The following is a 21440-nucleotide window of genomic DNA, read 5'->3' on the forward strand; positions in this document are numbered from 1 at the left end:
GAGGTTAGTCCTTCGAATTCTTGGCGGTTGTTGCGCCGGCCGGGTTGTCGAGCTTGAGCCGCCATTGCCAGGCGTAATCCTGCCCGTCGAGGCGGTGCTTGGGCAGGGTGTCGGGTCCGAGGAACACAGTCCCTACGCCCCGGTGAGCTGTATCGAGGTTGACGATGGTCTTCCCAGAGCGGGGCAGCTGCCAGTAATGGGTTGCTGATTCGAGTTCTTCGGTCGAATAACGGGATACGGTCATGTGTAAGTCAGTGGCGTGTTCCGTCTTTACGGTGCCTGCCGGACCCTTGAGCTGGAGTTCGCGCACTCCCCCGCGCGTGCCGTTGGATTGCGGGACGATGTAGGGCACAGCCAAGTCATCGATGCTGCTTTCCCAGGTTCCCAGAAGCGCAGATTGCGCTCGGTCGGGGTAGTTTTCCCACGGCCCGAGTCCCACCCAGCGTCCGTCCTCGAAGCCGTCGATAAGTTCGAACTCGATGCCGACGCGTAGACCGTCCCCTGTGGATTCCGGCAGGATGACGTGCTCATCGATGATCCAGTCGCCCTCGGCTGCTGCCGTGATGCTGCGGCGGTGGGTGACAACGTCATCACCAAAGGCAGTGCGATAGGTCCGGGTAACCACGGCACCCGCTCCCTGAAGCTTTACCTCTGTATCAACAAGGTCCAGGCGGAAGAAGCCGGAACGTACGAAGCGGTTATCGAGGGCAAAGGATCGGTCGTTGTCCGTGAGCGGGCGCCAGAGGCACAGCTCGGGGGCGCGGGTCAGCAGCGGATGTGAAAGTGACCCGTCGTCGTCGAGCTCAAGCTCGATCGGGTCGGCGAACGCCAGCTGGTGATGTTCGGCTTCCAGGATTACCTGGAGTACCGCTATTTCGGTGCCGGCCGGCGCCCAGAGTGTGCGCTCCTGCGTCCGGAGTGTCAACGTCACCGCCAATGCACCGGGCTCCCGTGCTGCTGCGCGTACGGGGGGCGGAAGTTCCAGTGCCGCGGTGGTGCCCGGAGCGGCGTCAGGGAGGTCGACGGCGGTTACGACGACGGGGCCGTCCGCCGTTTCGATCCGCACCTCGCCCCTTAGCCCGCGGAGGTCCGCGAACGCTTGGCGGTTGAGGATCTCCAGCCGCCCGTCACGGGCCGTTGCAGCGTCTGAGATGATCCTTACCGGGGCGAAAATGCCCCGCGCTTCGAAGAGGGCCGGCTTCGGAGTGAGGTCAGGAAAGACGATGCCATAGTTGAGGATCGCTCCGCTGTTGGGTTCGTCGCCGAAGTCGCCGCCGTAGCGGTAGTGGCCGTCGCCGTCGGGGTCCAATGAGTGGTCACGCCATCCCCAGATGAAACCGCCCTGCAGCCCCGGCAGTGATTCAAAGAGCCGCCAGTACTCGTCCAGCCCGCCCGTGGAGTTGCCCAGGGAAAAAGCGTACTCACACAGAATCAGTGGGCGGTCCGCCCGGGTGTCGTTGGCGTATGCCTCCAGGGCAGGGAATGAGCCGTACATTGGGCAGACAATGTCAGTTGCGGCGTGGCCGCCATGCCAATCGTTGGCTATGGCGCCTTCGTAGTGGACTGGACGGGTGGGGTCGGTCTTGCGGGACCAGGCAGCCATGGCGTCGTGGGCCGCGCCGTACCCTGTCTCGTTTCCCAAGGACCAGATGATGACGCTGGGGTGGTTGCGGTCGCGCAGCACCATCCGTGAGTAGCGGCGCATGAAGCTTGGGAGGAACAACGGATCGTCGGCGATCCCTCCGGCGAAGGCGTGTCCTTCGATGTCTGCCTCGTCTACGACGTAGAAGCCGATTTCATCGCACAGGTCGAGGAAGACCGGATCGTTCGGGTAGTGCGCTGTCCGCACAGCGTTGATGTTGTTGCGCTTCATCAACGAAAGCTCTGTCAGGAGGGACTCCCTTGTCATCACCCGCCCTGTGCGGGGGTCGACGTCGTGGCGGGCCACCCCTTGGATGAGGATGCGCTGGCCGTTGACGAGAAGATCGCGGCCCCGGATTTCGACGCGGCGGAAGCCGATACGGAGGCTTACCTCATCGGCAATCTTTCCCTCTGCATCAAGGAGGCGGACGACGAGATTTTCCAGGTGTGGTGTTTCAGCCGTCCAGGGTGCAACGTCCAGCCCCTTCCGCTCGAAGCGCGCCTTTCCGGCGGCCGTCTCGTGGGTGACTGTCTGGGCGAAGTTCCCCGCGATCGCGGCGAACCGTTCGGGCACTTCCGCGCCTGCAGCCCGGATGCTCAGCAGGTCCATAAAGTCGGACGGGAACCGGGGACTTGGTTTGCTGCCGCGTTCATCGGTGGGCTTGGGGAGGGTCATTGTCGCCCGCCGCGGGGCGATGGGCCGGGTATCCTCCCGGCCCAGGACTGCTATCTGCACAGACCAGTCGACTTTTGTCAGGTGGGCCAGTCCCGCGGTCTCGACATCAACCGTCAGCGACCCTTCGGCTGAGTCTGTGTCGTAGTCGGCGACCGCCACAACATCGGTGATGCGCACATCCGGCACCGTGTAGACAAAAACCGGCCGGGTGATGCCGGCCTGCCACCAGTGGTCCTGATCCTCGAGGTAGCTCTCGGCCGAAAACTTGGTGACCACGAGCACAAGCTCGTTCATGCCGTGGGTGACGTGTTCGGTGATATCGAATTCGGCCGCGAGGTGGGAGTCCGTGCTCAGTCCCACGGGGACGCCGTTAATCAGCACGCGAAGGGCTGACTCCGCTGCACCGACGTGCAGGACCGCCCGGCGTCCGGGCTCCGGGGACAATTTGAAGGTCCGTCGGTAGAGGCCGGTGGGGTTGCGCTTGGGAAGCTGCGGCGGGATCTCATCGAAAGGCATCGGCACGTTGGTGTAGTGCGGCGGGTCACTGGCCTCGGACATCGTCCAAAGGCCGGGCACCGTCGTCGTTCCCCACGTATCGCTGACCGGGGCGTCCGGCCGTTCCAGCAACTGGAAGTCCCATGTTCCATTGAGGTCAACATCAGCGGGACGTCGAAGCGAGCCCATCGGCAGCCGACCCACCGGATGCAGCCCCGAGAAATCAGCGGGGGCCGCTGTGAAGCCAGTGCTGGTCATTGCTTGTTGCTCTCCAGGGTTGGTGTGCCTGCTCCGATGGCGGCGCGGATCTTGTCCAGTGTGCGGAACACGGCGACCGTGTCCGCGGCCGTGTGTACCGGATGCTCTGTGAGTCCCGCAGCGATAGCATCGCTGACCCCCCGCAGCATGGGGATATAGCCATTGCCTTCACGGTCAAGGTCGATAGCCTCAGGCGCGTGGATAATGTTCTGCCAGGATCCGGTGTGCATCCTCAATGACGTGGTTGCCCAAAACGGGCCGGGGAGGACCATCCATCCTTTGGTTCCGCTGACCGAGCCGGCAAGGTCTGCGAACTCCAGGGTGGAGGCCGCGCACTGGGCGAAGCGCCCGTCGCTGTACTCAAGAGTGAAGTGCCCGGCGAGGTCCAGGCCATCGCTGCGGACCGTGCCTGCGGCGTGGACTGATTCCGGCGCACCGAAGACCATATGGGCCAGGGTCACGGGGTATATTCCCTGGTCCAGCAGGGTGCTCCCGCTGCGTTTGACGTCCCAGCGGCTGCCGCCGTCCTGTGGAAACGGCATGCCGAACATTGCCCGCAGGCTGCGGGGCTCACCGATGCTGCCCGCTGCAATTTCTTCCTGGAGCCGATTGAAGGCGGGGTTGAACTTCATCCACATGCCCTCCATGAGGAAGAGGTTCCGTTCCGCCGCGAGCTGGAACAGGTCCTCCACCTCGTTAGCGGTCATTGCCATCGGTTTCTCGACCAGGACGTGTTTGCCTGCAAGCAGCGCCTGACGTGTCATCTCATGATGAGTGGCGAAGGGCGTGGCGATGTACACGACATCAATCCCGGTATCAGCCAACAGCTCGTCATAGCTGTCCGCGGAGCGTGGGGCGCCGAACTGCTCGGCGAAGGCAGCAGCCTTGGACGCGTCCCGGCTGTGCACGGACAGGATCTCCGCGCCTGCACATTGCGTCAGGTCCGCGACCACGCTCGTTGAGATTCGTCCTGTGCCCACAATCCCCCAGCCCAGTGTGGCCTGCACGGTATCGGGGCTCTGGAGAGTCGTCATGACGCCACCGTCCCCGTGCTGACCTGCTGGTCCTGCGAGGAAATGGACCCGCTCTTGGCGACGTTCCCAAGCCATGCCAGGCTCGGTTTGGGGTGCCGCTCGAAGGTTGTCCGGTCCACGGCAATCAGCCCAAATGTTGGTTCCCAGTGGCCCCATTCATAGTTGTCCAGGGCACTCCAGTGCAGGTAGCCCCGGACGTCGACCCCGTCGTCCATCGCCGCGGACAGGTGCTGCAATGCCGTTTCCGTGTACGCGATGCGCCGCTCGTCATCAGCCGTTGCGATGCCGTTTTCGGTGACGAGGATCTGCACTCCACCGGTGACTTCCCAGGTGTGGCGCACGGCAATGCCAAGCGCGTCAGGCCGGTAAGCGTTGCCGACGATCGTGTTGTCAGGATGGGGCGGGTGGGGCACGATGCCGTCGGCGGTGACGTTCTGGCTGCTGTAGGACTGGACGCCGATGAAATCATCGCCACGGGCGCCTTCAAGGTAGAGGTCTTCGCGGACAAACTGCTTGGTGCGCAACATGTCCTCCCCGCCAGGCAAGGCTACCAGTGCCTGGTTCGCCACGGTCCATCCCACCGCGGCGCCGGTCCGCTCCCGCAGCAGGTCCCGGACGGCGTGATGGGCCTCGACAAGCCGGTACCCGACCTCAGGGTCAGGGTCTGGCAGGACCGGGCGGGCATCGCCGTCCACGGTTGGGCTTTGCCAATTTTTGTCCTTTTGCTGTTCCGCTGCCCGGCTCATCGTGGTCATCAGCGCGAGCATGTTGGGTTCGTTCATGGTGCAGATCCACTCAACGCCGTCGAGTATGCCGGCAGCGGTTTCGGCATATGCCGCGAACCGCTCGACCGCCCGCGGGCCCATCCACCCGCCTTCCTCGGCAAACCACCGGGGATTTGTGAAGTGGTGCAGCGTGATGACGGGCTTCAGGCCCATCCTGAGTGCTGTGTCGATCATGCGGCGGTAGTGGGCCAGTTCGGCGCTGGAAAAGTGGCCGGGAGAAGGCTCGATGCGCGCCCACTCGATTCCGAATCTGTAAGAGTTGAGGCCGGCATCAGACAGGAGTTGCATGTCTTCGGCGTACCGGTGATAGCTGTCAACAGCATCACCACTGCGCTCCATGCCAGCCCGTAGCTGCTCCCGCGCCCAGAAGTCACTGTTGACGTTGTTTCCCTCAATCTGGTGAGGGGCGGTGGAGGCTCCCCAAAGGAAGCCGTTCGGAAAGTTCGTCATTGTACGCACCGATCTGTCGGAATTGGGGTTCCAGACTTGGAAACCGATTGCCACTTGAAGAATGCTAGCATGAATATAGAAACGCGTCACTAGTTTCGAGGCGCCGTCCCAAAGCACTGCAGCGCAAAGGGAAAACCTGGCGGTTCGGCCCCAGCCGCAGGAACCCGACACCACGGAGGATTGACCGCAATGGAGCAAACCCAATCTGGCCACTTGTTGGCCCATCCCGGATTTGAAGCCCCGTACGTGGACATCGACGAGGAGCGTGAGCTGCCAGTACGGCACAGATACGTCCATGGCGGCTTCGAAGGGACTGGCACACGCTTCTCGGTCTACTTCCCGCCAGCACATGACTACGACGGTCGCTTTTTCCAACACATCACGCCCGTTCCCGACAGCGAGAACCTGGCCCAGACAGCGGTTGGGCGCGAAGACAAGATCAGTTTTGCTTTCTCCAGCGGCGCCTACTTCGTTGAGACCAATGGGGGCGGTCAAGACTCTTCACGTCCTGAACAGGACCGCGACCCAAGCATCTCCGCCTATCGCGCCAACGCCGCAGCGGCAGACTACTCCCGCATCCTGGCCGCCGAAATCTATGGGAGACACCGGCCGTTCGGTTATGCCTACGGCGGGAGCGGCGGAGGCTTCCGCACCATCGGCGGAGCGGAAAACACTACCGGAGTATGGGACGGTTTCGTTCCCTACGTCATCGGAAGCCCCATGGCCTTGCCCAACGTCTTCACCGTCCGCATGCATGCCCAACGCGTCCTTCGTCAGAAATTTGAGGTCATTGATGACGCCTATGATGCGGGCGGAAGCGGTGAGCCGGCGCTGGAGCTGACTCGTGAGGAACAGGACGCCCTTACGGAGGTCACCAAGATGGGCTTCCCCCCACGATCGTGGTTCGGCCACCGCACTATGGGTACCCACGCCTTCGGGGCCCTATTTGCCGGGCTACTAACCATGGATCCTGAATACTTCACCAAGTTCTGGACGACACCTGGCTATCTGGGCGCCGATCCTGAGGCCTCTGTCCACGGTGACAGATTGCAGTGGCAGGCTGAGGTCGCTGAACTTATCCGAGGGGGGACAACCTTGCGGAATCACGGACCACGGGGCGGCGTGGACCAGGCGTTCCGAGGTACGCAAACGACGCATGAGCAGGTCACTGCTGTTCGCCTGTCCTCGAACGCGCCTATCAACACTCAAAATGCCGAGCTGGTGGTCACTTCCGGGCAGGCAAAAGGCACTCGGATTTTCCTCGACCACGTTGAAGCTGATCTTGCCACGATCGGCAACCCAGAGGCAGGGTTGTTACTGGATGTTCTCAAGCGAGGCGACACCGTCCAGATCGACAACAGCAATATTCTTGCCGCACAGACTTACCACCGGCACCAGGTACCGGGCCCGGAGTACACCGTGTGGGACCAGTACCGCAAACCGGACGGCTCCCCAATCTATCCACAGCGTCCATTTCTTATCGGACCAGTGCTGGCCAAGGGGGCGTCCGGAACGCTCCAGACGGGGAAGTTCGAAGGCAAAATGATTGTCGTCGCCTGCTTGCTGGACCGTGAGGCGTTCCCTTGGCAGGCCGACTGGTATGCAAGCAAGGTTCGTGAACATCTGGGCGAGCAGTTCGATGGCCGTTTCCGCCTGTGGTACGTGGACCATGGCCTCCACGGGGATGGCGGAACTGAGGAAGAACACCCCACCCGCTCCATCCCCTACATTGGTGTCCTGCAGGAGGCTTTGCGGCAGCTCGCCGCGTGGGTTGAAAAGGATGAAGCCCCCGCAGCAGGTACGTCCTATGAAGTTGTGGACGGACAAGTAAGCGTGCCGCTTACTGCTGCCGAAAGAGGCAGTGTGCAGCCGGTTGCGGGGCTAACCGCGAATTCGCGCTCTCGCGCTGAAGTTTCTCCAGGGGCACCAGTTCTGCTGAGACTAACAGCAGACACGCCGCCCCGCTCGGGGGAGATCGTCGCAGTCGAGTGGGACCTTAACGGCGACGGCATTTACGACACTGTAGAAACAATCCAGCCGGCGACCCGGGTTGACCTCACCCGCACAGTTCGCTTCGAAGAACCTGGGACCTACTTCATGACTGCCCGCGTCACGTCGCAAGGCGAGGGACATCCCGACACCCTGTGGGCTAGGGTCGAGAACCTCGCACGAGCCCGCATCATCGTCAGCTGACCCAGCGCTTATTCTGCGGGGCCGTGCGGTTCCGGCTTCCTGCGTAGGCCGGGACTGCCTCCACTCAGTACTGACTACTAACGTCCCGCTCGGACCTTGGCTCGAGAGTGCCGTTGGAGGGCCCTCGTACGGGGTTGTCTCGCGCAGACCAGTGCCGGTGAGGAATCCCTTACCCCGATCCGAAACCCCGAGCTCCAGTCCCGTCAGCCTCATGCCGTAGAGGCTTGGCACCGGGGAGTCTCCTAACGGGTGCCCCGCGAGGAGGCATTAAGGTCTGGCGAACCAGGAAGCCTGGAAGCAGGCAAGCGGCTAGTTTTGCTACCTTTTTGCGGCAGCTTCAAGGCGTTCGAAAATGTTGTCGACGATGGCACGGAAATCGGCCTCTTCCCGCGGGGCCCAGTCCTCCCAGGCAACATCGACTGCAGCCAGGCCAGCGGCGGCGAGGACGCGGGCTGAAACGGTGTCACCCAGGTGCTCATCGAGCGCGGCAACCAACGCTTCAGTATTGGCGGCGCGTCGCTCCAGCAGACGCCGCTTCAAAGCCGGTTCACTGGCAATCAGCCGAAGCCGGGCGCGCAGGCGCTCTGGCTCGCTTGTTGCGGTGAGGACAACTGGTTCGATTGCAGCCCGGACCAGGTGCCAACCACTGAGACGCCTGCCTTCGGGCAGGTCCCGGAGAGCTGCAAGATAATCGATCTTTGCGCTCTCAACCGATGCGATCACCACATCTTCTTTGCTGCCGAAGTAGCGAAAGAATGTGGCCCGGGAAATTCCGGCTTCTCGGGCAGCGTCGTCAACCGTCACGGCCGCGTACCCGCGCTTGAGGAACACCTCAAGAACTGCCTTCGCCAGTTCCGCCCGAACCGCCTCGCGGGTTCTGTCCCGAATGCTTACCATCACGGTCCTAGTATAGAATGTGAGACGCAGTATCAATATAGATACCCCATCTCATGCCTCAGTTCCGTCTAGGGAGATTTACGAGTGCAGTCGCAGCCACTCTTGAAACGCCGCCCGTCCGTAAGCCCGTCCGACCGAAATCTGGTCATTGCTTCCCTCCGGGGCCAGGCCGCAGGACCGCCTATACCGCGTCCGAACACGCCGTCGCCGGCATTACCAAAAACTCCGCATTCGTCTACGGACCGTCCGGTATCCGCACCAACGCTGTCACCCCCGGCCTCACCGCAACCGGAATCGAGGGCACCATGTCCTCACCGTTTGCCCGCGAACGCCTTAGCCCCTTCATGACCCTTATCCCGCCCGTCGTGGACGCCGACCAGATGGCCGCCTCAATCACCTGACTTCTCAGCGACGACGCCGCGAACATCAACGGAATCGTCCTTACCTCCGACGGCGGTTGGTCAGTGCAGTAACCGCCGAAAATTCCACCACCCCTGACATCCACGACATCCACGACATCCACGACATCCACGACATCCACGACATCCACGACATCCACGACATCCACGACAGGAGAACACCACTATGGCCGCCAACCGCCAAACGAGTTCAGCCCGGGATTCCGCAGAGGACCTGAACGTCGAAGCCCTTCGCGCGAAGTACCGCCACGAGCGTGACCGCCGCATCCACCCTGACGGAGCAAGGCAGTACCGACGGGCAGCCGGCGAGTTCGGCTACTACGCCAAGGACCCCTACACACCGCGGACTGAACGCGAACCCAAGACAGACAGGGGCGAAGTCCTGGTCATCGGTGCCGGGTTTGGTGGTCTGCTCACCGCGTCACGCCTCCGCGAGCAGGGCGTGGACTCCGTGCGGTTGATGGACGAGGCGGGCGACGTGGGAGGTACCTGGTACTGGAACCGTTACCCCGGAATCCACTGCGACATCGAGTCATACGTCTACCTCCCGCTGCTCGAAGAGGTCGGATACATCCCGAAGTGGCGCTATGCGCCCGGGGAGGAGATCCGCCAGCACGCGATCGCCATCGCCGAGAAGTTCGACCTCTACCAGGACAGCCTTTTCCAGACTCGTGCCACCCGGTTGGAATGGCATCAAGAGGCAGAAGAGTGGATTGTTGAGACCGACCGCGGTGACCACTTCCGTGCACGGTTCGTTGTCACCTCCTCGGGGACCCTGACGCAGCCGAAGCTGCCGGGTATCCCCGGTATTGAGTCCTTCCGCGGGCACACTTTCCACACCAGCCGCTGGGATTACACCTACACGGGAGGCACACCTGACGGTTGCCTGACGGGCTTGGCAGACAAGCGCGTAGCGGTGGTTGGCACCGGGGCAACGGGCCTTCAGGTTATCCCGCATGTCGGGGCGGACGCGCAGGAATTGATCGTCTTCCAACGCACCCCCTCCACTGTGGATGTGAGGGACAACCGCCCCACCGACCCTGAATGGGCGGCATCCCTGAAACCAGGATGGCAGCGTGAGCGGATGGAGAATTTCCTCGCCGTCCTTGCCGGTGAGCCGGTCACAGAAAGCCTGGTCAAGGACGGCTGGACCGCCACCGCCAACCTGCAGCGAAAGATCCTTTCCGGCTCTGTGGACACCACCCTCCCGGCCGAGGAGCGGGAACGACGCGACGAAATTGATGACTTCCTCACGATGAACCGCCTTCGCGCCCGGGTGGAAAGCGTCGTCGAGGACCCCGCAACAGCCGAAGCCCTCAAACCTTGGTACCGGTACATGTGTAAGCGCCCCGGTTTCAGCGACACATACCTGCAGACCTTTAATCGGCCTAACGTCACGCTTGTCGACACTGCCGACACTGGCGGCATCACCCGCATGACCGAGAACACAGTCGTCGTCGGCGACACCGAATACGAAGTCGACTGCGTCATCTTCGCCACGGGCTTCGAGGTCGGCATATCGGGAGTCATGTCGGGGACCCTGCCCGTGATCGGCCGTGACGGGAGAACCTTGCTCGAAGCCTGGGCAAAGGGTCCACGCACGCTTCATGGCTTTTCATCGCATGGCTTCCCGAACCTGTTCCACCTCAGCGGCATCCAAAACGCCAACTCGGTTAACTTCGCCCACATACTCCTCGAACAGGCCGAACACATCGCAGCAGTCATCGGGCGGGGACGTGCCGTCGGGGCACGCTTCATCGAGCCCACCGCGGCAGCCGAGGAAGCGTGGGTGCGAACGGTTCAAGAAACCGCGATCGATAACAGGGCCTTCCAGGCCGAATGCACCCCCGGGTATTACAACGGAGAAGGCACCCGCTCCATCGCCGGCGCCTCATATAGTCCAGGACCAGTAGCGTTTCACCGACTCCTGCGCGAATGGCGCGAAGGTGACATGGCAGAGATCCTGTCCTTGGGGCAGGACGACTGCGTGCGGGTGAGCGAGACCGCAGGTGCCTCCCGGTGAGCCGCTTCCTACCCAAGGCGCGGACCCTGGCGCCCGCGGCCGCCCTCCTCCTGACAATGACCCTCGCCGCCTGCAGCGCCCCGCCCCCATCAATGGAGGCGGCGTCAAACAAAGAGGACACCTCCGTTCAACAAGCAAAACGCGTCATGCAGGTGACATCCGTCCACAAGGTGACCGGAATGACGCTGCTTGAGGGACCAACTTTCGGCCCCGACGGCAACCTCTACCTCGTTGACGTGACAGCGCCGCCCGGTGCGCCCAAGGTACTGAGAGTAGACACAACAGCGAAAACGGTAAGCACCGCCTACACGGACGACCGAAGCGCGCTCACATCCGCCCAGTTCAATCCCCGGAACGGGCGCCTGTACGTCACTGACTTCCTAAGCGGAGCAGTCCGAAGCATGACCGCGGACGGCGAGGACGTTCAAGAAATTTTCGTGGGACCTGTCGCAGGAATTCCAATGCAGCCCGACGACATCTCCTTCGATGCAGAGGGCAACCTCTACATCACCGACGCAACTGGTGCCCGTTCGCCGTACTGGGAAGCGAAGGGACGCCTTGTACGCATCGACGGCACTACGGCCGAGCCCGCAGTCCTGGCGGATAACCTCGAATCGCCGAACGGCATCAGCTTCTCTCCAGATGAAGCCTCCCTCTGGGTGAGCCTGAACACCGGCAACCGCATCGACCACCTCACCCTTACGGAAGGGGGCACAGCAGTCGCCACAGCCCACCCTGCCATCTATGCCTCCGCGGGAGCCTCCCAGGTGGACTCAATCGCTGTGGATGCAGAAGGCAACCTCTACGTGGGGCTGCACAACCGGCCGGCAGTACTCGTCTACGACGTCAACGGTCAGCTCTTGAAGACAATCTCCATGCCTGCGGAAGACACAGCTGGCCTCAGCTCAGCGACGAACATCGCCATCAAACCCGGTACAACCGAGGCCTACGTCACGGTCAGTGGCAGCGACGGCGGTTTCCTTTACTCCTTCAAAGCGCTTGCGAAAGGGACCCGCCAGTCGAACGGAGGTTGACCAAACAGAGCGCGCACACAAAGAGAAGGTATATGTAGCGGTGCTGCTCGACGGAAACCTGGAGGGGCTGGACTAAGAGGAAGACGCACATCAAGCAGCAGCTGCCCGGTTCTGACGCGCGACGTTCCGAAATGAATGCGGAGGCGCGGCTGGAACCACGCCCCTTGAAGTAGCCAATCGCTTCTTGGCTAACTAAAACCGTCCTAAGTGAGTGCCCGCTGCGGATTGTGCAGTGCAACCCACGGCGGGCTCCTCATTTTGGGCCTCATGTGGCTCAGCCCAACATGAGATTGAGGTACACCCCAAACTGACAGCGGGAATTGATTCTCCGCCCCGCTGGCGATCTACCTACAAGAAGGGGGAGACTGCTGACTGTTTCTCCCCAAGTCCGCACAAGAACTTAAAATCCGGCCGCCACCCGATTTAGGGCGATTAAGGATTGATCGCGCCGTACTGACGATTGGAAGATTCTGTCACTGACTTCGTCGCGGAGGATGCGGAACTGCGGGCCCTTGCCTTCGACGCTTCCGTCCAGGACATAGAAGACCGGGCCGGCGCCGGGACTTCCGGTTGGTCCGCAGTGGGTAACTGCGCCTGCGAAGGGGGACGTGGGCAGGTCGCTAGGGCTCAGGAGGTTGATTATGGCATCGCGCTCTGCCCAATTGACCGCCGCTGCCTGCACGCGAAGTGCGGTGGTCCGCCTGGATTGCCTGTGCAGTTTGCAGGCATCGCCGGAGCCACCTCCAGATCGGGCCACCGACGGCAGCTCCGGCACTTCAGACGTGGGGGTGAAGGACCACAAACGCTGCATGTCGCACGGGTGCCCTTCGCCTATACGGCCTCCCGGGCTGCAGACGACAACTCCGGCGCCGCCCGGCGCGATGACTTGGCCGAATTCTTCAAGGATCACTGTGGTGCCGAGAAGGTCCCCGTGCAGGATTGCCTCCCTTGACGTGAGAATCGATGAGAGATCGGTTGTGTGTACGACGCGGGTCACGGGTCCGAGTGCCGCGGCTGTTTTGGCGAGAGAGGCGACGGTGCCATGGTCGGAGACGCTGGTAACCTGCGTGATAACGTGAAAACCTTCTACAGCCAGCTCCACGGCACTGGCCTTCAGTCGCCTCTCGTTGTCGTCGGCGAGCAGGATGGTGCGGCCGATGCCGACGCGGCGGATAATTGCCGCCCCGATATTGTTTCTGCTGCCGATTAGGACCGCAACTTCCTTGTCCAACTCTCGTATTTCCTTTCTCAGGAACGCCTGTGCGTCCTCCCACATCTACGTTCCTGAAACGCTCAAGGCTCCCTTCCCGACCTTGAGCATCTCAGGCACTGAGGGCTGCTGAGGTGTGCCCTCGTGTCTAAAAAGCCGCCCGGCGGCCGGGTAGGGCCCGCATTTACGCCGGCCACCTGAGCTGATTGGGCGCCAAGCAGAGCCGGGCACAGCCAGTGGTTGTGCCCGGCTCCACGTCATGCGGATGGCTTTAGTCGTGGAATTGTCTGGCCAAGGTTGGTGACCAAGCCCCCTACGGTCTGGACGACAACTACCAAACCCACAAAGCCCCTGCTGTCAGGAACTGGCTTGCGGTCCACGGCCGCTTCCACATACACTTCACCCCGACCCATTCCTCCTGACCTGACCAAGTCGACGCTTCTTCGGCTTCGTCAGTCACGGAAGACGTCCTGCGACGCAGCGACCACCGCAGCGTCCAAGCGCTCGGGTCCGACATCCGCCACTGGGTCAAGGCATGAAACGAGAACCCGGAGTCCTTCATCTGGGCCAAGACAGCAAACAGATCCTGGAATCAATCGGACGACTGCTAAACCGAATTTCAGGCGCGGGACGCTAGTGGACTACGACGCGTATCCGGTCCAGGTTTTGGATCTGGGCGAATCCGCTGCTGGTGTCCCCGTTGCGTTCGGACTTCGCACGCAGTCCTGGGTAGTAGGTGCCGGGTTTCGTGTACGTGAAGGTGCCTTGGACCTCTGCTGCCTGTCCGGCCTTCCCGAGGGAGGCCGGTGCGAAGTCGCCTGTGCCCATGTAGTCCCAGTCGGCCGCGACGATCTTCCCGGTCTTGGGCGGGGCCTGGATCTTGGCGGTAAATGTGACGGGCTGGCCGGCTTTCACCTCGATGCGGGTCTGTCCTCCGGCTGTCAGGTCGACCACTGGCTGGATGCCGCCTCGGATGGCGGCGTTGGCCGGGACGCTGACCTGCCCGTCGTTTACCTCGTACTTGGTGGACTTGGGCGGCTCGATGCCCTTCTCGGCCCAAGCGCTCACGTCCCGCAGCGCCTGCTGAAGGCTGGGCCTGAAATCGATGATGCGTGCCGTGTAGTTTGGCCCCGACAAACCGGAGCCAACGACGGTATCGTCAAGGTGGTCGGCGTTGTCGTTGAACCACTGCCGAACGTTACTGTCATAGTTTTCGCCAAGCGCTTCCTTCATCCGCTGGGCGTACCAATCCCCGTGCCAGCTGAACGCGTCGGAATCGATGAGGCTGTTGACCATGATTACTTTACCGTTGACCTTGCCGGTGTGCGTTCCGCCGCCGGTGACACTACGGGTGACGAGAGGCCCGATTTCACGCGCCCGTTGAGGGTAGATGGGCGTTCCGTCCGCGGACCGGAATTGATCCCAGGCGTCGTAACCTGGCTCTGTGGGAACCTGATGGCGGTGGTAGGAGGACAGCGCGATAAACCAGCGGTTGTCCATCCTCAGGCTGTCGCCGGCGTCGATGCTGTTCAGGACCTTGGCGGGGGTCTCCTTGGCGATAGTAAAGATCTTGGTTGCAGGGTCCAGGGACCCGGAGACCCGCCCGATGACCGTGCCATCAGCGTCGTGAACTGTGTAGTCGAAACCAACAGGATCCTTGATGACGGGTACATTGTCCAGAACAAGGCTAGTCGGCACGTTCTGAGCGTCCCGGTTCACCTGGACGATGGTGGACGTGTGATCGGTCTTCGCTTCACGAATGACTTGGCCAAGAGCTGATTGTTCGGTCCCAAGATAGCCTGGCTTGCTCCAGAAATCGTCCGCATACGTTGGGTCAATGCCCCGTACCGTTGGCGCGAAGTGCTGCAGGCCCTGCGGGTGGGTCAAGCCGATGGCGTACCCGTAGTCTTCCCAAGCGCGCAGGGGCAGTCCCAATTTGCTCACTTCGTCAAGCGCCTGCCGCTCCGCGTCGTTCAAACCCGCATAGGGATCTCCGCTTCCGCCCGGGCTGACGGCATCGGCGATCTGGGGAGCCTTGTCCTTCAGCACAATCCGGGCGAATGATCTGCTGAAGTAGTTGTTGGTGATGGAAGTGGGCAGTCCGACAACGTACGGTACAGCACCGTCCCAGACGCCCACGGAGTTCTCGATCGCGCCGATGGTCTGGAGCGAGCCGCCGCTGCCCCCGTAGGCGTAACCGTAAATCTTCCCGTCGGATTTTCCGTAGTATTCAGCAGCCACGGTCTCGGAAAACTTGGCCGCCGCGGCGTCAATCCGGTATCCGGCACTGTTGCTGGTTTGAACGGCGTACCCGCCGCTGGAAGCGGCGAACGCGATTGTCTCAGCTGAAGCTTCCGGGCCTTGAAGGGGGTAGAGCTTCTGGAAGAACCTGCCCTCCCAGCTCTCCTTGGAGGGCAAGTAGATGTTGAACTTGGCATCCGTTCCCTCGAAGTGCCCGGACACCTTCCGATGCGGCACGGGAGTAGCGACGTCGGTTTCACTGTCGATGACCGGGCGGTTGAACTTGGGATCCACGCAATCCGCGGTGACCCACAATGGTCCGCCCCCGGCTGGTGATGCGCACTGTGGCGGGGTTACGGCTGCGGCGCCGGTCGCCGGCGCCAGCGAAACCGCTAGTGCAACGACCATGCCTGCCGCCGCCTGTTTCACATACCGCGCTGACTGCAGCTGTGGGCGGATAGCCGGGGAGGTAGTCCTGAGATGACAGTCAAAAACCATTGATACTCCTTATAAATGATGAACTGCGCTGTTCGATCCGAAGGTTGCGATACGCCAAGGGTCGTCGGTACAGAAACGGGCCGAGAGTGGCGCCATAGGCAGTAGCTAATGAAGCTGTTCAAGGAACACTTTGTCCGCTTTTGAGGTCATCCCTCATAGGGCGCTTGAAGCGACCAATAACAAGAAACTGTACGTCATGCAGTTTTTTGTGGCAAGGGCTAGACTTCCCACATGACTCGGCAAGGTTCATATCCAAAAGGCGTGGCGAAACGCGAAGAAATTATTGAAAAAGCATTGGAAGTCGTGGCCCGGGTTGGGTATAGCGGGGCCACGGTCCGGCACCTAGCCGATGCCGTCGGCCTGACGCAAAACGGCCTCCTGTACTACTTCGGCAGCAAGGAAAACCTCTTTGTCGAGATCCTCAGGCACCGGGACCGGCTCGATGAGGTAACGTACGGCAGCGGCGACAGCAATGTTGATATGGGCGGATCTGTAGCGCGGTTGATTCGGCACAGCAGTGACGTTCCCGGACTTGTGCAGTTGTATGCTGGGCTGGTCGCGGAGGCAACTTCGCCGGAGCACCCCGCGCATTCCTATTTACAGGAGCGCCATGATGCCTTCCGTGCTCGCGTCGCGGATGCAGTGCGGACGCTTCAGGACGCAGGAAACATGCCCCGTCACGTCGAACCTGAGAGCCTGGCCGTGGTGATGCTCGCGGTCATGGACGGCCTGCAGACCCAGTGGTTATATGACCCGAGCATCGACATGGCCGCGCAATTCCTTCGTTTCTGGAACCAGGTCAGCAGCCTTCCGGCCCCCGCCGATCGGAACCAGTAAGCCCCGGACGTAGCAGGCCTGAAATTTTATTTCGGGAATGCTACCGGCACCAGGGCTTGAGCACCTCCGCGGTCCGCGGGTCCTCCACTACGACATCTATCCCCACGCGGGATTCGGTTCATCGTGTCTCGGTCGGCCAGCTCGTCCTCCAGTTCGCGCTCTTAGGGGGACGGGCTTTCATCCACTGCACCGGAAGATTCTTTTTTTGGAGTTGGGTCGTCGCAGTCCAGCTGTCGTTCACAAGGCTCTCCTCCATCGGTTCCCCAGCCAGGACCGACCAAAAAGGTGCCCATCCGCTCCCGCTGCCACCCTGGCTGGAGTGACGCCGCGCAATTCGGCTCGGTGAGGCGGCAGCGGTGTTCCGGAAGCCGTACTTGCCGTCCTTGCCCATGTTTGCGGGATCAGCCGGGAGAGGGTCTACCAGTACCTGCGCCAAGCCACGTCCGAGTCGGTTCCTCCCCTGCCGGCACGGTTGTTACTGCTTAGCGGGCGTCGCCTAACTGACGGAAGATAAACCCCGGCCCTCGAAGAACGGACAGGTCCTGATGCCAGGGACTATCTGACTTCGCAAGCCATGGTGGTGTGAAAACCTTCGCTTGCCAAGGCTCGAAAAACTGTAGGGGAGGGCAAAGAAAAGGTCCTGGGAACGTGGAAGACTTGAATCTTCAAGCGGACAGGCAGGATGCGAAGCTCGCCGACGGCTCTCAGCAGGCATTCGGGGCCTGAATGGGCTTAGGCATTTAGCTCCGGCAAGAATGGGCATCATCGTGACGAGGGGAGCGACCGGTGGAAGCGGATAGGAAAAGAGGCAGGTATGCGAAGACAGTTGAGCGGCAAAAGGCGATCATACGGGCAGCGCGGGACAGCTTTGCCCAACACGGCGTCACTGGGTCGTCACTGCGAGACGTAGCGGAGCGGGCTGGAATTGCACACGCCAGCGTGCTTTATCACTTCCCCAGCAAGGACGAGTTGCTCCTGGCGGTACTCGCATCCAGCGATGAGGAAGAGTTGCAGCACAGCGCTTACACGGAGGACAACGCGGCGGGCGGCAAGACTTTCTTGCGCGACCTATTGCTCCGTCATCAGCAAAGGCCGGAGTTGATTCGTTTTTGGGCGGAACTCACAAGTGCTGCCTCTCGCACCGACCATGCCGCGCATGAATATTTCGTTACCCGCTATGAGGAAGGGCGCGCCAGGACGGTGGCTTTCCTGCAACGACTGCAAGATCAAGGTCGACTACGCAAGGGATTGGACCCCGAACATGCGGCAGTGCTTTTTTTGGCGATGCTTGACGGGATGCAGACTCAGTGGCTCCTCGATACCGGTCTGGACATCCTCAGCCCCCTCGATCAGTTCTTTGACCTCATCCTGGAGCCCGAGACGTAGCGGCAGAGCTCCGAGTTCACTCAGCAGCTGCATCTGACCAGTTCGAGAGCTCAAGGTAGCCAAAGCCCCGCACCCAGAGCCGAAGGCGGCATCAGCATCACGCACTCTCTGGCTTGTGGCCTAACCTGTTCTGCTAGTAAGCCCGGTGCCAATATTGACCAAGTGGTTGAATTTCGCGTCCGGGCGCTTTAGGATCGTCAACATTGTTCGACGTTGCACAACCACCCTGGAGCCCACATGTCTGTTGCTTGGTCTATTCGATTGGCCTCGGCTGCCACGTCGGCCCTTGTGCTGGCCGCCACCCTTCCTTTCGTGACATCCTCTGCTTCTGCCAGCACCAGCCCCTGCGGGGATGTTCTTCAACGGCCCTGGTGTGATGACTCCCTGTCGCCCGATGCACGCGCGGATCTGCTGCTGGCAGCTATGACCCAGGAGGAAAAAATTTCACTCCTGGCCGGTGACGCCATTACTCCCAGCGGCGCTCTCGGGGATACCCCGTTGGGGCAGATAGCTGGCGAGAGTGGTCACGCAGGCCAGAGCAACGGTGTGCCCAGACTCGGGATCCCTCCGATGTACTACACCGACGGACCAGCAGGCGTCAGGCAGGGAGAAGCAACTGCGCTGCCCAGCCCGCTCGGCCTCGCCGCTACCTGGGACCCCGGCCTGGCCAGCGCTTACGGAGCCGTGATAGGTGACGAGGCAAAGCACAAGGGCAACGACGTCGTTTTTGGTCCGACCGTAAATATTATGCGGACGCCCTTAAACTCGCGAACCTTTGAGTCATATGGAGAGGACCCAACCTTGTCCGGCCGGACAGCCGTGGGCTTCATCAACGGCTTGCAGGATCAGGGCGTGATGGCCAACCTCAAACATATGGCCGTTTACAACCAAGAGGGTTCCACCGGCGGTACGAGGTTCTCCTACAACGCCATAGTCGATGAGCGCACACTGCGCGAAATCTATTTGCCGCAATTCGAAGCAGCCGTGAAAGAGGCGAATCCTGCCTCCATCATGTGCTCGTATAACCGGGTTAACTATCAGTTTGCATGCGAAAACGAGCACCTGCTGAAAGACATCCTCAAGGGCGAGTGGGGCTTTCCCGGATACGTTTTGACCGATTACCTCGCCGCGAAAAGCACCGATGGCGGCCTGAACAACGGGCTGGACTTCGAACCGTATCCGGGTGTTTCCTACGGCCCTGCCGCCGTGAACGCAACTCTCGCCGCGGGTCTGTCCACCGTGGAAATCATGGAAGAGCATGTAAAGCGCATCCTGCGCACCATGTTCGATCATGGGATGTTCGACCGTCCTGCTTACGTGCAGGACGAGTCAAAGATCGATAAAGTAGCCCACGCCCAGGTGGCCGCCGAGGTTGAGGAAAACGCGCTTACCCTTTTGAGCAATAAGGGGGTACTGCCACTCAAGACGGCAGGGCTAGCGTCCGTAGCCGTCATTGGGCCAGGTGCCGATTCTGTCCCGGGCGGGGGCGGGTCAGCTACCACTGTCCCGTATTCCGTTGTGACACCTTTGGAGGGCATCACAAAAAGGGCCGGCTCCGATGTAGACGTCCGGCACGACGACGGCAGCGACCAGGCACGAGCGGCAAATGTGGCAAAGGAATCGGATGTAGCCGTCGTTGTGGTGACCAAAAAAACACGGGGATCACTGACCGATGACGCTTGCATTAGCCTGCAATGTTCCGCCACGGAGCCAGACCAGGACGCGCTGATCCGCGCAGTCGCCGCTGCCAATCCGAACACAATCGTTGTGCTCGAGACCCCCGGACCGGTACTCACTCCGTGGCGCAATGATGTTGCAGCGGTGCTTGAGGCATGGTACCCGGGCGGGGAGGCCGGAACAGCCCTTGCCCGCGTATTGTTCGGCGATGTCGATCCGGGAGGTCGGCTGCCAGTCACATTCCCGCAGAACGTGGATCAACTTCCAACGGCAGGCGACATCGAGAAGTACCCGGGCGTGGCTGAAAACGTGCACTACAAGGAGGGGGTGCTGGTCGGGCATCGCTGGTACGACGAAAACGGCTTCGAACCTGCCTTTGCCTTCGGCCACGGCTTGTCCTACACCACCTTCGACTACCGGGACCTTCAAATCACTCCGGCGAAGCCGAACACCGATTCGGTGGCTACCGTATCGGTCACAGTCACCAACACCGGCGACCGCCCAGGTATCGCGGTTCCCCAGCTCTACCTCGGCCTGCCCGATCCGAGTGCTGACTTGAAGCAACCGCCAAAGCAGCTCAAAGGCTTTGAAAAAATCGCTCTCACTCCCGGGGAGGCACGGCAGGTGAGCTTTCCGCTCAATGATCGTGCTTTCTCCTACTGGAGCACCGACCATGATGATTGGAAAGTTGCGCCCGGCTGCTACGCAGTAATGGCAGGCAACTCGTCCCGGGACCTCCAAGCGATCGGTGCTGCTGCACGCGGCGTCGGCACCGATTGCGGGCCTCACGTAATCAACCTTGATGCGCAGGCGGATCTCTCAGTAACGAATTTGGTTGCAGCTCAACACCGGCCGAAGGAGACTGTGCTTACCGCGACTTTAACCAACTCAGGTCCGTCGGACCTCAGCGGTGTTGTCGTGGAGTTCCGGGATGGTGACATGCTGATCGGGCGGACCACTCCGACTTCCGTGACCGGTGGTGCTACGCGGGACGTGTCTCTGGCCTGGGACAGTCGCAGCGCCAAGGGCGACCACGTAATTACGGCAACCGTGGATCCGGACGGGGACATCCCTGAATTCGATGAAAGCAACAACCAATTGGTGCGAACCATCACGATTCGCGGCAACAAGGTCACCAACGGCTCTTTCGAGCAATCGTCGAGTGGGAGCGCCCCTGACGGCTGGACTGGGACCGGATCAGGTGCCAGCTATAACCAGACCGGAGAGCACTCCACTGACGGAACGGACGCAGTGGGTATTACCAGCAGCCTGACAACAGGCGGAACCTGGAGCTCTGACCCTATCGAGGTAACTGCCGGTGAAAGCTACAGCCTGGCCATGAATACGAAGTCTGCGGCAACCGATCTGGTGCCACAGCTGAACGTGACATACCTTGATTCAACCGGATCCGTAGTGGGTGCGCCGCTGACAATAGCCCCAGATGGCGCAACCACAACAACATTTGGGGCCATCGGCCGCCTCACCGTCCCCAAGGGTGTCTCCCAGCTACGGCTCAGCCTGGGGACGGCCACTCCCAGCACTCTTGCTTCGCCGCAAACGGCTTGGGTAGATGAGATATGGATGTGGTGATGAATACACAACGGGGGTGATTTAAGCCGTAATCACCCCCCAAACTAAAGCACTTTCAGCCGTCAGCAGGATACGCCCGAGCGTGATCCTGCTGAC

14 protein-coding genes and 2 pseudogenes are annotated in these 21440 nt (G+C 61.4%); 10 read left to right on the top strand and 6 right to left on the bottom strand.

Annotated features, from left to right (window positions below):
- Window positions 1-4 precede the first annotated feature (4 nt).
- Genes NXY83_RS18405 through NXY83_RS18415 form a run of 3 tightly spaced genes read right to left on the bottom strand, consistent with a single transcriptional unit; the run spans window position 5 to window position 5339 of the window.
- Window positions 5-3070, bottom strand: coding sequence for a glycoside hydrolase family 2 TIM barrel-domain containing protein (locus tag NXY83_RS18405; protein WP_258803653.1), 3066 nt, complete (start codon window positions 3068-3070; stop codon window positions 5-7).
- On the bottom strand, window positions 3067-4104 hold the full coding sequence (locus NXY83_RS18410; RefSeq protein ID WP_258803654.1) for a Gfo/Idh/MocA family protein: 1038 nt from the start codon (window positions 4102-4104) through the stop codon (window positions 3067-3069). Before NXY83_RS18410 ends, NXY83_RS18405 begins: the two co-directional genes overlap by 4 nt.
- Window positions 4101-5339 carry a family 1 glycosylhydrolase gene (locus NXY83_RS18415; protein WP_258803655.1) on the bottom strand — a complete coding sequence of 413 codons (1239 nt, stop codon included), beginning with the start codon at window positions 5337-5339 and terminating at the stop codon, window positions 4101-4103. Before NXY83_RS18415 ends, NXY83_RS18410 begins: the two co-directional genes overlap by 4 nt.
- 189 nt (window positions 5340-5528) lie before the next feature.
- Between NXY83_RS18415 and NXY83_RS18420 the strand changes: the two genes are divergently transcribed.
- Complete coding sequence (locus NXY83_RS18420) at window positions 5529-7532, top strand: hypothetical protein (protein ID WP_258803656.1); 2004 nt, start codon at window positions 5529-5531, stop codon at window positions 7530-7532.
- Between the two features lie 318 nt (window positions 7533-7850).
- Here NXY83_RS18420 and NXY83_RS18425 read toward each other — a convergent pair whose 3' ends face one another.
- Entirely contained in the window at window positions 7851-8429 is a 579-nt protein-coding gene (locus NXY83_RS18425) for a TetR family transcriptional regulator (protein WP_258806332.1), read from the bottom strand.
- Window positions 8430-8482: 53 nt separating this feature from the next.
- Between NXY83_RS18425 and NXY83_RS18430 the strand changes: the two genes are divergently transcribed.
- From NXY83_RS18430 to NXY83_RS18445, 4 genes are read left to right on the top strand one after another with little or no spacing between them, the layout of a single operon-like run.
- Window positions 8483-8830, top strand: coding sequence for an SDR family NAD(P)-dependent oxidoreductase (locus NXY83_RS18430; RefSeq protein ID WP_258803657.1), 348 nt, complete (start codon window positions 8483-8485; stop codon window positions 8828-8830).
- 56 nt (window positions 8831-8886) lie between these two features.
- Window positions 8887-9066 carry a hypothetical protein gene (locus tag NXY83_RS18435; RefSeq protein ID WP_258803658.1) on the top strand — a complete coding sequence of 60 codons (180 nt, stop codon included), beginning with the start codon at window positions 8887-8889 and terminating at the stop codon, window positions 9064-9066.
- Window positions 9015-10871 (top strand): flavin-containing monooxygenase, encoded by a 1857-nt coding sequence (locus NXY83_RS18440; RefSeq protein WP_258803659.1) that lies wholly within the window; start codon window positions 9015-9017, stop codon window positions 10869-10871. Before NXY83_RS18435 ends, NXY83_RS18440 begins: the two co-directional genes overlap by 52 nt.
- Window positions 10868-11905: an SMP-30/gluconolactonase/LRE family protein gene (locus NXY83_RS18445; RefSeq protein WP_258803660.1), complete on the top strand. Its 1038-nt coding sequence runs from the start codon at window positions 10868-10870 to the stop codon at window positions 11903-11905. Before NXY83_RS18440 ends, NXY83_RS18445 begins: the two co-directional genes overlap by 4 nt.
- 400 nt (window positions 11906-12305) lie before the next feature.
- Here the strand turns inward: NXY83_RS18445 and NXY83_RS18450 are convergent, their stop codons facing one another.
- On the bottom strand, window positions 12306-13136 hold the full coding sequence (locus NXY83_RS18450) for a hypothetical protein (RefSeq protein WP_258803661.1): 831 nt from the start codon (window positions 13134-13136) through the stop codon (window positions 12306-12308).
- Window positions 13137-13402: 266 nt separating this feature from the next.
- On the opposite strand from NXY83_RS18450, the pseudogene NXY83_RS21120 reads away from it, so the two are divergent.
- Window positions 13403-13534, top strand: a pseudogene (locus tag NXY83_RS21120) (IS630 family transposase); the annotation flags it as partial.
- Between the two features lie 214 nt (window positions 13535-13748).
- Here the strand turns inward: NXY83_RS21120 and NXY83_RS18455 are convergent.
- Window positions 13749-15764, bottom strand: a complete 2016-nt coding sequence (locus NXY83_RS18455) for a PKD domain-containing protein (protein WP_258803662.1) — start codon at window positions 15762-15764, stop codon at window positions 13749-13751.
- Between the two features lie 321 nt (window positions 15765-16085).
- Between NXY83_RS18455 and NXY83_RS18460 the strand changes: the two genes are divergently transcribed.
- From NXY83_RS18460 to NXY83_RS18470, 4 genes and pseudogenes are all read left to right on the top strand, one after another.
- Entirely contained in the window at window positions 16086-16691 is a 606-nt protein-coding gene (locus NXY83_RS18460; protein ID WP_258803663.1) for a TetR/AcrR family transcriptional regulator, read from the top strand.
- A gap of 786 nt (window positions 16692-17477) precedes the next feature.
- Window positions 17478-17615: pseudogene (locus tag NXY83_RS21125) on the top strand (TetR family transcriptional regulator); the annotation flags it as partial.
- 15 nt (window positions 17616-17630) lie between these two features.
- On the top strand, window positions 17631-18077 hold the full coding sequence (locus NXY83_RS18465; RefSeq protein ID WP_258803664.1) for a TetR family transcriptional regulator C-terminal domain-containing protein: 447 nt from the start codon (window positions 17631-17633) through the stop codon (window positions 18075-18077).
- Between the two features lie 570 nt (window positions 18078-18647).
- A complete protein-coding gene (locus NXY83_RS18470; protein WP_258803665.1) occupies window positions 18648-21344 on the top strand; it encodes a glycoside hydrolase family 3 C-terminal domain-containing protein in 2697 nt (898 codons plus the stop codon).
- Window positions 21345-21440: the final 96 nt, after the last annotated feature.

It is taken from the genome of Pseudarthrobacter sp. NS4, assembly GCF_024758005.1.
In the GTDB taxonomy this organism is placed as follows: domain Bacteria; phylum Actinomycetota; class Actinomycetes; order Actinomycetales; family Micrococcaceae; genus Arthrobacter.

Coding starts and splice junctions, on each gene's coding strand:
- NXY83_RS18425 (WP_258806332.1), bottom strand. CDS start 8,429: ATGGTAAGCATTCGGGACAGAACCCGCGAGGCGGTTCGGGCGGAACTG.
- NXY83_RS18430 (WP_258803657.1), top strand. CDS start 8,483: ATGCCTCAGTTCCGTCTAGGGAGATTTACGAGTGCAGTCGCAGCCACT.
- NXY83_RS18415 (WP_258803655.1), bottom strand. CDS start 5,339: ATGACGAACTTTCCGAACGGCTTCCTTTGGGGAGCCTCCACCGCCCCT.
- NXY83_RS18455 (WP_258803662.1), bottom strand. CDS start 15,764: ATGGTCGTTGCACTAGCGGTTTCGCTGGCGCCGGCGACCGGCGCCGCA.
- NXY83_RS18460 (WP_258803663.1), top strand. CDS start 16,086: ATGACTCGGCAAGGTTCATATCCAAAAGGCGTGGCGAAACGCGAAGAA.
- NXY83_RS18440 (WP_258803659.1), top strand. CDS start 9,015: ATGGCCGCCAACCGCCAAACGAGTTCAGCCCGGGATTCCGCAGAGGAC.
- NXY83_RS18410 (WP_258803654.1), bottom strand. CDS start 4,104: ATGACGACTCTCCAGAGCCCCGATACCGTGCAGGCCACACTGGGCTGG.
- NXY83_RS18405 (WP_258803653.1), bottom strand. CDS start 3,070: ATGACCAGCACTGGCTTCACAGCGGCCCCCGCTGATTTCTCGGGGCTG.
- NXY83_RS18420 (WP_258803656.1), top strand. CDS start 5,529: ATGGAGCAAACCCAATCTGGCCACTTGTTGGCCCATCCCGGATTTGAA.
- NXY83_RS18470 (WP_258803665.1), top strand. CDS start 18,648: ATGTACTACACCGACGGACCAGCAGGCGTCAGGCAGGGAGAAGCAACT.